This is a genomic window from Pantoea sp. X-Soil-ISGK-355 (genome assembly GCF_059730805.1).
Window position 1 is genome coordinate 118,147 of the sequence record NZ_AP035971.1, and the last position, 12,462, is coordinate 130,608.

The following is a 12,462-nucleotide window of genomic DNA, read 5'->3' on the forward strand; positions in this document are numbered from 1 at the left end:
CACGGATTAAGGGTGGTGACAGGGGTGATTTGCGTGACTGTGATCACAATTTTATCGGAGTTAAGGCCTGTTTTGCCTGGATTTTGGTCGGGCGGGCAGGTTATCTGTGAGATGAATCACACTTAGCTGCAGTGTGTTTGTTATATAAATGTGACTTAGATCACAAACTATTTTTGGTCGAAAATGCGCCAGATCACACTTCATTATCCAGTTAACAGTAAGGGTGATGAAAAGGGGAATGAGGCGGGCAGACGAATGACGCCTGCCCGTTAAAGGATTTTACTGCAGACCACCCTGGACGGCGGCCTGGGCCTGAGGAAGCGCCTGTGCATTGGCTGATAAGGTGCTCATCAGCGCGTTATATTGTGAAGCCTGATCCTGCGTCGGGAACTGCACGCCGCCATCATTGAAGCTGACACGGTTTCCCTGCGTTTGCAGGAAATCGCCAGTCTGTACGGCACCCTGGCTCAGCGCCTGGAGTTTTGGCAGCAGCGGAATCAGCTGATTGGCGGGCACCGTCACCACTTTGTTGTAGGCGGTGTCATAGACTTTTTTCAGGTCATCCGGCTGCTTCAGGGCCGCTTTGCTGCTGTCCGCCTGCATTTTTGCACTTTCAATCTGCTGGGTAACGATCACCAGTGCGCTGTTCGCCTGACGCAGGGAATCACGACGGCTCAGATAATCCTGCGGAACGCGAATGGCCGAAAGTTCATCCACCACCGGACGCATACCCTGCTCAACGGCCTTGTTCGCCTGCTGCGAGAAGCCATACATGATGGCGTAATCGCTGGCGAAGTTGCCAAAGCTCTGCTTCTGGTTCTCGCTGAGGCTGGGCAGATGTTCGCCGCTGCGCATGACGGTGTTCTGGAGGAAATCGATAAATGCTTTGCGCTGCTCGCCTTCTTTATCACCGCACGCGGTGAGTTGCAGCACAATCAGCGCGCCAGCGAGCATCATGCCGCCGCGTGCCATAAGGCGTGTAAGTCCTGAAACCATGGGTTCAACTCCTGTCGGTGATACTGTCGGATGTCCAGGTAAGAATGGCCTAAAGAATAGAACAAACCCGCGTCACGGCACAATGTGAAACAACCTGTGAAACAGATGCTTTCTGAAACACCGGTTAAAGAACGGGATTATCTGCACGTCAGAACGCACTATGATCCCTGCCATCGCTGGCTTAGGCGTGACGATTAAAGAGGCATGTAGCGGCCTGGCGTGGCCTTAAAACACCACCGCCTGACCATCTTTGCGACTCTCGCTGGCGGCGATATAGAAGCCCTGCGGATCGCGTACGATTGCCTGCGCGCCACCAAAATTGTAATTGCTCAGGGGATCTTCCAGCACCACATTATGTCCCATACGGCGCAGGGTGCTCAGGGTATTGCGATCGAGAGTGGATTCGAACACTACCTCGCGTCCCTGTACCACGCGCCAGCGCGGCGCATCAATTGCGGCCTGTGGATTCTGCCGATGCAGCATAATCCGCAGCGCCAGCTGAACGTGTCCCTGCGCCTGCATCGGGCCGCCCATCACGCCAAACGCCATCATCGGCTGGCCCTGCTGATCCCGCGCAAAGGCTGGAATGATGGTATGAAACGGCCGCTTACCGCCCGCCACAACGTTGGGATGCTCCGGGTCGAGTGAAAAGCCCGCGCCACGATTCTGCAGGCTGATGCCGGTATCGGGTACGACCACGCCGGATCCAAAGCCCATGTAATTGGACTGGATGAAAGAGACCATCATGCCGCTGGCATCCGCTGCCGCGACATACACCGTGCCGCTTTGCTGCGGTGATCCAAAGCGGAAATCTCCTGCTTTATCAGGGTCGATTAATGCTGCCCGCTGGCGGATGTACTCTTTGCTCAGCAGTAACTCAGCCGGAAATTCGAGGTGATCCTCGTCGGTGACATAACGGTCCAGATCAACCAGTGCCAGTTTCATCGCCTCAATAGAAAGATGCAGCCACTGCGGTGAATCAGGTGCATAACGATTGATCTCCCACGCTTCCAGAATGCCGAGCGCAATTAAGGTCGCAATCCCCTGACCATTCGGCGGCAGCTCCTGCACCGATCCCCCGGCAAACGGATGCGAGAGCAGGGTCACCCAGTCGGCGCGATGGTTTTTCAAATCCTCCAGCGTCAGCGCCGCGTTATGTTCACGGGCGAAGGCTGTCATCTTTTGCGCCAGTGCGCCGCGGTAAAAGCTTTCGCCCCTGGTCTCAGCGATTTCCTGCAGGGTGCGGGCCTGCGCCGGGTTGCGGAATAGCTCGCCAGCACGAGGCGGACGACCCTGCGGCGCAAAGCAGTCGCTGAAGCCAGGTTGATCCCGCAGCTTGTCATAGCCGCGCTGCCACAGCTGACCAATCAGCGGTGAAACCGGAAAGCCGTCGCGCGCATAGTTAATTGCCGGTTGCGCCAGGGTGGTCAGCGGTAAGGTGCCGAAGCGCTGCGCCAGCGTCACCCACGCCGAGACGGCCCCTGGCACAGTGACGGATTCCCAGCCGGTTTCAGGCATCGCACTAAAACTGGCAAAGCGTTCGGGATGCCACGCGGCTGGCGATCGGCCTGAGGCGTTTAAGCCATGCAGCGCGCTGCCGTCCCAGACAATGGCAAACGCATCGCTGCCGATGCCGTTTCCGGTTGGCTCCAGCACGGTTAAGGCGATGGCAGTGGCGATAGCCGCATCCACAGCGTTACCACCCTGTTGCAGCATACGTAAACCCGCCTGTGCCGCCAGCGGTTGCGAGGTTGCAACGGCATTACGACCCATCATCGGTACACGATGAGAAGGGTATCCGACGTTAAAATCTGTTTCACGCATCGCTTTTCCTTAAAGAGTTCACGAGTGAATTTTTCCGTCGTCAGTACGCGATTAATTAACAGCTGCACGTTTAGCGCGCAAAGGGCTCGCTTTTAGCCGCCAGCTGCACCGTTATGAGGCGTCAGCCGTTTCGTTAGGGTGACTGCTGATTTATCTGACGATACCGGGACGTTCAGAATAAAAGATTTCCCTGCACCGCACTGTGAGCCGCCGCGCGCCAGGATTCAGGCCTCAACCAGGACTATTCTTAATTTAATAAGAACAGTGAATATATGTGTTCAGGAAGTAAACCATTGGCGTATATTTTGCACTCACTACCTGAAGAGGTGTATTGCCTCACAGAAATGAGAATATGCCAGCAAAAAGCTTGATGGCATCCACATAAATAGCAAACACCATTTGATTTTTTGCCCACACCGAAGGCACAAAATTCAACTGCCTCAGCGGGTTAGAGGTGCTGGAACTTTTCCGGCAAACCATAGTGAAAAAAATAATTATAAATTGCGCGGCAAATAGTCAGGTCTCTATCCATACTTAGTCTCCCGGCATTTGTTGCATTGATCTGACATCTTTAAAGCAGTGCACCGCAGGCTGTGTCCCGTAATGGTTTCTCTCATAACAAAAATAAACCCTTGCGGGATCCAGCCTGAAACAGGCCCGGTTTCAGAGTCCTGACTTCAGGCTCGTACCTCTCTACTTTCACGTGCTTCATAGCGAGTTTTTAAGGAGTTCTCTATGGAATTAAAAGACCCGATGTTTGAATTGCTCAGCAGCCTTGAGCAGATTGTTTTGACACGTGATGATCGCGCCGCCGAGTTACTTATTCAGCGTCAGCAACCCGCCCAGCCAGAGCCGCAGCGTCTGCGTGAAATGACCGGCATGCAGGTTGATGAGTTTGCAAAAGTAATGGGCGTGAGCGTTTCTTCCGTGAAAAGCTGGGAAGCCCGGCGTACCCGTCCTTCCGCGACGGCGCAGAAATTGATGAAGTTATTACATGCCAATCCCTATCTGGGACGGCAGTTGCTTGAATAAACTGATATCACGAAAAGAACCCGCCGCTGGCGGGTTTTTTATTAGCGTAATTCGCTGTATTTAGCCGCCTGTCTGGCAAACCAGCTCTCCGGCACGCTATAGGGCGGCTCCCGCAACTGTGCGAGTCCGCTTTCAATAATCATTGAAGCCTGCTGCCATAACTGCGCATCTCCCTGCTTCAGCAACGCAATCTGTATTTGCTTTTCAACCAGGTAGACCCGCGCAAAGTCGGGATCAAACCGCACAATCGCGCGGGTGTTATCGATGATGTCAGCCAGTTTGATGGTTTGTGCCTCAGGACTGGCGCTGGCTGTATGGCGGAAGTGCGCCAGTTTACGGGCCGTCCGATTTTTTGCCCCAGCGGGTGCGCTGTTGGTCAGCATTTCTACCAGGCTTGCCACGCGCGTACCAAAGTGGGTTTCGATATCGCTCTGTGTGGTTGCGGTATCTTCCACGGTATCGTGCAGCCAGGCCGCCGCTAACAACGCATCGTCATGGCTGACGCTGCGCACCAGTTCCACCACCGCTGCCGGATGAACAATATAAGGCTCATCGGTATATTTGCGGCGCTGTCCGGCACTGGCATGTGCCTCGGTGGCGAAGCGACGCGCCTGTTCTTCCAGTGAATCCTGCATGCCTTTCCCCCTGACAAAAAGTTTGCTTGCAATTATCTAGCGCGCTATCTATATTATTAACCATGAACTGTGATCAAGATGACAAAAAAGTGAAAACGATGCCACTGTTGGTCGATCAGCACCTCTGCTTTGCGCTTTATTCTGCCAACCTGGCGATGAATAAAGTCTATCGTCAGTTGCTGAGCCAGCTCGACATCACCTATCCTCAATATCTGGTCATGCTGGTGTTGTGGCAGAAAGATGATGTCACGGTGTCAGAGATTGGCGAGCAGCTTTTTTTAGACTCTGCAACATTAACGCCACTTCTGAAGCGGCTGGAAAGTGCAGGCCTGATTAACCGGCAGCGAACCCGTCAGGATGAACGCCAGGTTGCGGTGACGCTGACCGACGCTGGACAGGCGTTACGGGCCAGGGCTGAAGCCATTCCTGAAGCGGTTAAGTGTGCCACAGCCTGTGATGATGACGCTCTGCTGGCGCTGAAATTACAGCTGGATGGGTTGCGAGATAACCTGAATCGATCACGATAAGTATTGCCGACGGATGCGCTGCATCCGTTGAACCTCACCGCCTGCTTACAGTTAAATAAGTAGCAGGCGATTAAATAGCGTAACGGAGAAATGTCATGTCTTTAGAACAAGTGGTTTACCGCGCCAAAGCCAAAGCAACCGGTGGTCGTGATGGTCGCGCAACCTCTTCTGACGGTGTACTGGACGTTAAACTGGGCGTGCCAAAAGAGATGGGCGGTGCAGGCGGCGAAGTGACTAACCCTGAGCAGCTATTTGCTGCAGGCTACTCTGCCTGCTTCCTGGGCGCGATGAAGTTTGTTGCAGGCCGCGACAAAATCGCAATGCCAAAAGATGCGTGGATTGAAGGTGAAGTCGGTATCGGTCCGATCCCTGACGGCTTTGGTATCGAAGCCACGCTGAACATCCATCTGCCAGAGATGGATGAAGCAGAAGCACAGAAGCTGGTTGATGCGGCGCATATCGTTTGTCCTTATTCAAACGCTACCCGCAACAATATCGACGTCACGCTGAACATCATTCGCTAAGCGTACTGCGGGCCTGACACCATCAGGCCCGCATTTTTTTACATCCTCTCTCCTGCTGTTTTCTGCGTCAGTCAGCCAACAGCTACTGTCAGCCGTGTACAAAAAATGTGCTAATCAGGTCGACAAAGATTATTTTCTGGTCTATCAAACGCGGCCATGTTTTACTGAGCCACCTTGCGTTATAGCCAGTAAATCCGTTCAGAATTTTCCTTCATCTTGTCCGGTCCGCTTATTCAGCGAACTCTGCCGGGTTTTGGCAGTCACATAAAAGATTTGGTCAAGCGCTTCACACCGGAGAAACCCCTTTTTTCATGAATTATATTAAAACCCTGACCCAGCAGAAGTTATCGCTATTGCTGGCGCTCTACCTCGGTATTTTGCTGAACTTACCGATTTTCTATCGTCGTTTTGACGGTTTTCTCAGACAATCCACGGTAACGAACTGGCTCACTGCCGTTACCGAGGTGGTTGCTATTGTGCTGCTGACGTTCTTCCTGATGCGTCTGCTGTCGCTAGGCGGAAAGTGGTTTTATCGCGTGCTGGCCACGCTGATTGTTCTGATATCTGTTGCCGCCGCCTATTACATGGCGTTTTTTAACGTCGTGATTGGCTACGGTATTGTGGCGTCGGTGATGACGACCGATACCGATCTTTCTAAAGAAGTGGTTGGCTACCATTTCATCCTGTGGATGGTGCTGGTCAGCGCGCTGCCGCTGCTGATGATCTGGCGCAACAGGCTGAGCATGACGCTGAACGAGCAGCTGCGTACGCCAGGACAGCGCCTGAAACCGACCCTGATTATGCTGCTCTGTGTAGCTCTGGTCTGGCTGCCGATCCGTTATTTCGACAAGCTGCAGAAGCATAATGAAGAGATTACTAACATCGATCTGCCGAGCTACGGCGGTGTGGTCGCCCACTCGTATCTGCCTTCTAACTGGCTGGCGGCTGTAGGTCTGTTTGCCTGGACTCGCGTGGATGAGTCGCTGCAAAGCGAGGAACTGCTGGATCCGGCGAAGAAGTTTACCTACGTTGCGCCTGCCGGCCTGGATGACACCTATGTGGTGTTTGTGATTGGCGAAACCACCCGCTGGGATCACATGGGGATGCTGGGTTATGAGCGCGACACGACGCCTAAGCTGTCGAAAGAGAAGAATCTGGTCGCGTTCCGCGGCGAGTCCTGTGATACCGCGACTAAGCTGTCGCTGCGCTGCATGTTCGTGCGCGAAGGCGGCACCATGGATAACCCTGGCCGCACGCTGAAAGAGCAGAATGTGTTTGCGGTGATGAAAGAGCTGGGCTTCACCTCTGAGCTGTTTGCGATGCAGAGCGAAGTCTGGTTCTACGACAACATCAATGCCAACAACTTTGCCTTCCGTGAGCAGATTGGTTCAGAAAAGCGTAATCAGGGTAAATCGGTAGACGACATGCTGCTGGTGCCGGAGATGAAAGCGTCACTGGATCGTTTCCCGAAAGGTAAGCATCTGGTGGTGTTGCACACCAAAGGTTCACACTATCTTTATTCACAGCGTTATCCGCGCAGCTTCGCGAAGTATCAGCCAGAGTGTATGGGCGTCGACGAGACCTGCAGTAAAGCGCAGCTGATCAACGCTTATGACAACTCAGTGCTCTATGTCGATAGCATGCTGGATAGCGTGCTGGATCAACTGCGTGATAAGAAGGCGATCGTTTTCTATGCTGCCGACCACGGTGAGTCGATCAGCGAGAATATGCATCTGCATGGCACGCCGCGTGAGATGGCCCCGCCGGAGCAGTTCCGCGTACCGATGATGGTCTGGGCGTCAGATAAGTATCTGGAAGACAGTCAGAACCGCAGTAACTTCGAACGACTGCAGGCGCAGCAACGTGTGGGCCGGACCCATCGTCACGTTGAGTTGTTCGATACCATTCTGGGCTGTCTGGGTTATACCTCGCCAGATGGCGGCATTAACCCGGCTAACAACTGGTGTCAGGCACCGGCTAAAAGTCAGGCTAAAGCGCTGTAATAGTGGCCTGAAAGGGACATGCCGGCGATTGATTTCCGGCAACCGCGTGCTTTCCAGGCGATTGACGTCAAAAGCATAAAAAGCGGTTGACGCTGATCGGGGGTAGCAGTAACATGCGCCCCCATCGGCGAGTAGCGCAGCTTGGTAGCGCAACTGGTTTGGGACCAGTGGGTCGGAGGTTCGAATCCTCTCTCGCCGACCATATTTAAGAAACCTGTCTGAAAAGACAGGTTTTTTTTCGTCTGAAGAAAAGAGGATGAGAACCTCCGAAGGAGGTTTGAGCCGAGCGTAGCGAGACAACGTTGCTTCAGCAACGGCCCGAAGGGCGCTGCTCGCAGAGCAGAGTCATCCTCTCTCGCCGACCATATTTAAGAAACCTGTCTGAAAAGACAGGTTTTTTTTCATCTGAAGAAAAGAGGATGAGAACCGACAGAGGAGGTTTGAGCCGAGCGTAGCGAGACAACGTTGCTTCAGCAACGGCCCGAAGGGCGCTGCTCGCAGAGCAGAGTCATCCTCTCTCGCCGACCATATTTAAGAAACCTGTCTGAAAAGACAGGTTTTTTTTCGTCTGTAGAAAACCACCGACAGGGACGGTTTTTCCTGAACAGTCTCGATCTGGCCGCTAAGCATTCACATTCTTACCGCTTAGCAGGCTTCAGGGAGCATACGCCTTTCGCAAAGACGCAAAAACGCCATCCCTGACAGGCTCAACGCGGGCGATTACGCACCTCATCCCTGAGGTGCGCCCGTAGCCCGGCGTTTTTGTCCATGGCCCGCGATGCTTTGCTACAGGCGTATGCTCCCTCCGCTTCACGTCTGGCAGACGCATCGGATACTCACATGTGCATTTCGGACGGCTGGGAGACCCAAAGTCAGGTGCATCTGACCGCAGCGCATAAACTCAAGGCGGAGGGAACACGGGCAGAGGAGGAAAGCGTCCCACGCCATGGACGGCGTGGGCCGAGCGTCCAGGGAGGGTTTAAGCGCCTTTCCGATCTGCCCGTGTTCCCGAAGCAGTCTCGATCTGACCGCTAAGCATTCACATTCTTACCGCTGAGTGGGCTTCAGGGAGCATACGCCTTCCGCAAAGACGCAAAACCGCCATCCCTGGCGGGCTCAGCGCGGGCGATTACGCACCTCATCCCTGAGGTGCGCCCGTAGCCGGGCCAACGCTTTGCGTTGTTCAAAAACGCTCCCGGCGTTTTTGTCCATGGCCCGCGATGCTTTGCTGCAGGCGTATGCTCCCTTCGCTTCACGTCTGTCAGACGCATCAGGTACTTACAGAAGCATCTCAGACAACTGACAGATCCAAATCAGAGTGCATCTGACCGCAGCGCATAAACTCAAGGCGGAGGGAACACGGGCAGAGGAGGAAAGCGTCCCACGCCATGGACGGCGTGGGCCGAGCGTCCAGGGAGGGTTTAAGCGCCTTTCCGATCTGCCCGTGTTCCCAAAGCAATCTCGATCTTAACGCTACTCCCGCTTGCCATCTTCGCTATCTTCCAGAAAGTTCCAGTAACCCCCATCCGCGGCGTGTTCCACTTACCAGCCCTGTTATTGTCACTTACCCGCTGGCAGGCCTTGCCATATAAGAGATGCGATCATAATTCGCGACACATTCTTCTTATGACCGAAAACGGCAACATGCTGATTTCTTATGCTTCTTTGCCAGCATATTCCGCTGGTTGAACGTCATAACGCACAATGAATCGTTCAGTTATTCAACATTTGCCGGTAAAAGTTTTAAGTTTTTTAGCGGTGAGAATCACTAGCGATAGAGCAGCAAGCCAGCACAATGCACGGAATTCAGGTCAGCTACGCTGTGCATTGTATGGCTTTTAGACAGAAACGGTTTTTATTACGGTTGCATGCTATTCCTCACACTCTGTGTAAATAAGTAACCGTTGTATTGACGTTCTTTGCAACTGTTGACAAATTGATGCGTCAATAAACGCGCAGTTACGGAATTTTCTGAATGCACAATCTGCGTCAGAAAAAACAAAAAAAACGCAGCGCGCGTTAACCACCTGTTCGGTGGTACGCCTGAACCGCATAAAAAAATCAGAGGTCGGGCAATACACACAACATCACATCACAATGGAGCAAAAGCATGATCAACTCCCTGGCTAAATCCGGGATGCTGAAGGTCGGTCTGAGCCTGATTGCTATGACTGTCGCCGCCGGTGTTCAGGCAAAAACCCTCGTTTACTGTTCTGAAGGTTCTCCGGAAGGCTTTAACCCGCAGTTGTTCACCTCGGGCACCACCTACGATGCCAGCTCACGTCAGATCTACAACCGACTGGTTGAGTTCACTATCGGCACCACCGAACTGCACGCTGCGCTGGCAGAGAAGTGGGATGTCAGTGAAGACGGTAAAACCTACACCTTCCACCTGCGTAAAGGTGTGAAGTGGCAGACCACCAAAGATTTCAAACCGACACGCGACTTCAATGCGGATGATGTCGTGTTCACCTTTGAGCGCCAGCTGGATAAAAACAACGCCTATCACGGCGTCTCTGGCGGCAGCTACGAATATTTCGAAGGCATGGACATGCCGAAGCTGATCAGCAAAATCGAAAAAGTGGACGAGAATACCGTGCGCTTTGTGCTGACGCGTCCTGAAGCGCCGTTCCTCGCCGACCTCGGCATGGACTTCGCCTCGATTCTGTCGAAAGAGTACGCAGATAACATGCTCAAAGCGGGTACCCCGCAAAACGTTGACCTGAACCCGGTCGGGACCGGTCCGTTCCAGCTGCTGCAGTACCAGAAAGATTCGCGCATCCTTTACAAAGCTAACCCGGATTACTGGGGCACCAAGCCGAAAATCGATCGCTTAGTCTTCTCCATTACCCCGGATGCGTCGGTGCGCTACGCCAAGCTGCAGAAGGGCGAATGTCAGGTGATGCCTTATCCAAACCCGGCTGACATTGCGCGTATGAAGCAGGACAAAAACATCAACCTGTATGAGCAGGCTGGCCTGAACGTCGGCTATCTGTCGTACAACGTTGAGAAAAAACCGCTGGATAACCTGAAAGTGCGTCAGGCACTGACCATGGCGGTCAACAAAAAAGCGATTATCGACGCCGTTTATCAGGGTGCAGGTCAGCCTGCTAAAAACCTGATCCCCCCAACGATGTGGGGCTATAACGACGACGTAAAAGACTACGCCTACGATCCTGAGAAAGCCAAAGCGCTGCTGAAAGAAGCGGGCATGGCAGACGGTTTCTCCATCGACCTGTGGGCGATGCCGGTTCAGCGTCCGTACAACCCGAACGCGCGCCGCATGGCTGAGATGATTCAGAGCGACTGGGCGAAGATTGGCGTCAAAGCCAAAATCGTCACCTATGAGTGGGGCGAATATCTGAAGCGCGCCAAAGCGGGCGAGCACCAGACCGTCATGATGGGCTGGACCGGTGATAATGGGGATCCGGATAACTTCCTGGCCACCCTGTTCAGCTGCTCAGCGGCCAAAGATGGCTCAAACTACTCGCGCTGGTGTGATAAATCCTTTGAGGATCAGATTCAGCCCGCGCGCGCCACCGCCGATCAGGCGAAGCGCATCGAGTACTACAAGCAGGCACAGGTTGTGATGCATGACCAGGCACCGGCGCTGATGATCGCGCACTCAACGGTATACGAACCGGTCAGCAAGAAAGTCTCCGGGTACAAAGTGGATCCGCTGGGCGGACACTACTTTGCTCAGGTAGACATTAAAGAATAATTGTCGCCTTTTCCGGGGCGGCTGCGCGTCGCCCCGGCTTTATCTCCCTGTTTTACTGGAAACGGTAGAGGCGCAGCCTGTCTGCGTCGCGGTCGGGCCTACCCGATCGTCAGATGTAAGCAATAACAACCCTCGCGGCGACGGTCGCGCGGACAAGAGAGAACCCGGATTATGCTGCAGTTCATACTCCGACGTCTGGGCCTTGTCATCCCAACGTTTATCGGTATTACATTACTCACCTTCGCGTTTGTTCACATGATCCCCGGTGATCCGGTGCTGATCATGGCCGGTGAGCGCGGTATTTCTCCTGAACGTCATGCTCAGTTAATGGCGCTGTTAGGTCTGGATCAGCCGCTGTGGAAACAGTACCTGAACTACATTAATGGCGTATTACATGGCGACCTGGGCATTTCACTGAAGAGCCGCATCCCGGTCTGGGATGAGTTTGTTCCACGCTTCAAAGCGACGCTGGAACTCGGCATCTGCGCCATGATATTTGCCGTTGCCATTGGTATCCCGGTTGGTGTGCTGGCGGCGGTAAAGCGTGGTTCGATTTTCGATCACACCGCCGTGGGCATCTCACTGACCGGCTACTCCATGCCGATCTTCTGGTGGGGCATCATGCTGATCATGCTGGTCTCGGTGCAGCTCAATCTGACACCGGTTTCCGGGCGGGTCGGCGACACCGTCTTCCTGGATGACAGCATGCCGCTGACCGGCTTTATGCTGATCGATACCTTCTTCTGGGGTGAGCCAGGCGACTTCCATGATGCGGTGATGCACATGATCCTGCCTGCCATCGTGCTCGGCACTATTCCGCTGGCGGTGATTGTGCGTATGACGCGATCGGCAATGCTCGAAGTGCTGGGTGAAGATTACATCCGTACAGCGCGTGCCAAAGGCCTGACGCGGATGCGCGTGATCGTGGTGCATGCGCTGCGAAACGCCATGCTGCCGGTGGTTACGGTCATCGGCCTGCAGGTCGGCACGTTGCTGGCCGGGGCGATTCTGACCGAAACCATCTTCTCGTGGCCGGGTCTGGGTCGCTGGCTGATTGAAGCGTTGCAGCGCCGTGACTATCCGGTGGTGCAGGGCGGTGTGCTGCTGACCGCAGTGCTGATTATTGTGGTCAACCTGCTGGTTGATCTGCTGTATGGCGTGGTTAACCCGCGCATACGTCACAAGAAATAAGGGGGCATC

General features: G+C 54.0%; 9 protein-coding genes, 1 tRNA gene and 2 other RNA genes. 9 read left to right on the top strand and 3 right to left on the bottom strand.

Annotated features, from left to right (window positions below):
- Positions 1 to 279: 279 nt before the first annotated feature.
- Together AC6I8J_RS00515 and AC6I8J_RS00520 are read right to left on the bottom strand one after the other, a co-directional pair.
- Positions 280 to 996: a DUF3053 domain-containing protein gene (locus AC6I8J_RS00515; RefSeq protein WP_161734180.1), complete on the bottom strand. Its 717-nt coding sequence runs from the start codon at positions 994 to 996 to the stop codon at positions 280 to 282.
- A gap of 225 nt (positions 997 to 1,221) precedes the next feature.
- The gene (locus AC6I8J_RS00520; RefSeq protein ID WP_222924774.1) at positions 1,222 to 2,820 is read right to left on the bottom strand and encodes a gamma-glutamyltransferase family protein; all 1,599 of its coding nucleotides are present in this window, start codon (positions 2,818 to 2,820) and stop codon (positions 1,222 to 1,224) included.
- A 735-nt stretch (positions 2,821 to 3,555) separates the two neighbouring features.
- Here AC6I8J_RS00520 and AC6I8J_RS00525 point away from each other — a divergent pair.
- Positions 3,556 to 3,852, top strand: a complete 297-nt coding sequence (locus AC6I8J_RS00525) for an HTH-type transcriptional regulator (RefSeq protein WP_010257438.1) — start codon at positions 3,556 to 3,558, stop codon at positions 3,850 to 3,852.
- A 41-nt stretch (positions 3,853 to 3,893) separates the two neighbouring features.
- Here AC6I8J_RS00525 and AC6I8J_RS00530 read toward each other — a convergent pair whose 3' ends face one another.
- Positions 3,894 to 4,487, bottom strand: a complete 594-nt coding sequence (locus AC6I8J_RS00530) for an HD domain-containing protein (RefSeq protein ID WP_161734184.1) — start codon at positions 4,485 to 4,487, stop codon at positions 3,894 to 3,896.
- 62 nt (positions 4,488 to 4,549) lie between these two features.
- Here AC6I8J_RS00530 and AC6I8J_RS00535 point away from each other — a divergent pair, with 62 nt between their 5' ends.
- The 8 genes from AC6I8J_RS00535 to dppB all read left to right on the top strand — a co-directional run bounded on the left by AC6I8J_RS00535 (position 4,550) and on the right by dppB (position 12,453).
- Entirely contained in the window at positions 4,550 to 5,014 is a 465-nt protein-coding gene (locus AC6I8J_RS00535; protein ID WP_161734186.1) for a MarR family winged helix-turn-helix transcriptional regulator, read from the top strand.
- 95 nt (positions 5,015 to 5,109) lie between these two features.
- On the top strand, positions 5,110 to 5,538 hold the full coding sequence (locus tag AC6I8J_RS00540) for an organic hydroperoxide resistance protein (RefSeq protein ID WP_013359635.1): 429 nt from the start codon (positions 5,110 to 5,112) through the stop codon (positions 5,536 to 5,538).
- A 311-nt stretch (positions 5,539 to 5,849) separates the two neighbouring features.
- On the top strand, positions 5,850 to 7,541 hold the full coding sequence (gene eptB / locus AC6I8J_RS00545; protein ID WP_285086819.1) for a kdo(2)-lipid A phosphoethanolamine 7''-transferase: 1,692 nt from the start codon (positions 5,850 to 5,852) through the stop codon (positions 7,539 to 7,541).
- A 125-nt stretch (positions 7,542 to 7,666) separates the two neighbouring features.
- Positions 7,667 to 7,743, top strand: a tRNA-Pro gene (locus AC6I8J_RS00550).
- 33 nt (positions 7,744 to 7,776) lie between these two features.
- Positions 7,777 to 7,906: non-coding RNA, RtT sRNA (locus tag AC6I8J_RS00555), on the top strand.
- Between the two features lie 33 nt (positions 7,907 to 7,939).
- A non-coding RNA gene (locus AC6I8J_RS00560) (RtT sRNA) lies at positions 7,940 to 8,069 on the top strand.
- Positions 8,070 to 9,651: 1,582 nt separating this feature from the next.
- The gene (dppA, locus tag AC6I8J_RS00565; RefSeq protein WP_033734771.1) at positions 9,652 to 11,262 is read left to right on the top strand and encodes a dipeptide ABC transporter periplasmic-binding protein DppA; all 1,611 of its coding nucleotides are present in this window, start codon (positions 9,652 to 9,654) and stop codon (positions 11,260 to 11,262) included.
- Between the two features lie 171 nt (positions 11,263 to 11,433).
- On the top strand, positions 11,434 to 12,453 hold the full coding sequence (gene dppB, locus AC6I8J_RS00570) for a dipeptide ABC transporter permease DppB (RefSeq protein ID WP_013359638.1): 1,020 nt from the start codon (positions 11,434 to 11,436) through the stop codon (positions 12,451 to 12,453).
- Positions 12,454 to 12,462 lie beyond the last annotated feature (9 nt).

Bases quoted from the DNA above. Each gene is read 5' to 3' on its own strand.
- dppB (WP_013359638.1), top strand. From the start codon at position 11,434: ATGCTGCAGTTCATACTCCGACGTCTGGGCCTTGTCATCCCAACGTTT.
- AC6I8J_RS00540 (WP_013359635.1), top strand. From the start codon at position 5,110: ATGTCTTTAGAACAAGTGGTTTACCGCGCCAAAGCCAAAGCAACCGGT.
- dppA (WP_033734771.1), top strand. From the start codon at position 9,652: ATGATCAACTCCCTGGCTAAATCCGGGATGCTGAAGGTCGGTCTGAGC.
- AC6I8J_RS00520 (WP_222924774.1), bottom strand. From the start codon at position 2,820: ATGCGTGAAACAGATTTTAACGTCGGATACCCTTCTCATCGTGTACCG.
- AC6I8J_RS00525 (WP_010257438.1), top strand. From the start codon at position 3,556: ATGGAATTAAAAGACCCGATGTTTGAATTGCTCAGCAGCCTTGAGCAG.
- AC6I8J_RS00535 (WP_161734186.1), top strand. From the start codon at position 4,550: ATGAACTGTGATCAAGATGACAAAAAAGTGAAAACGATGCCACTGTTG.
- AC6I8J_RS00530 (WP_161734184.1), bottom strand. From the start codon at position 4,487: ATGCAGGATTCACTGGAAGAACAGGCGCGTCGCTTCGCCACCGAGGCA.
- AC6I8J_RS00515 (WP_161734180.1), bottom strand. From the start codon at position 996: ATGGTTTCAGGACTTACACGCCTTATGGCACGCGGCGGCATGATGCTC.
- eptB (WP_285086819.1), top strand. From the start codon at position 5,850: ATGAATTATATTAAAACCCTGACCCAGCAGAAGTTATCGCTATTGCTG.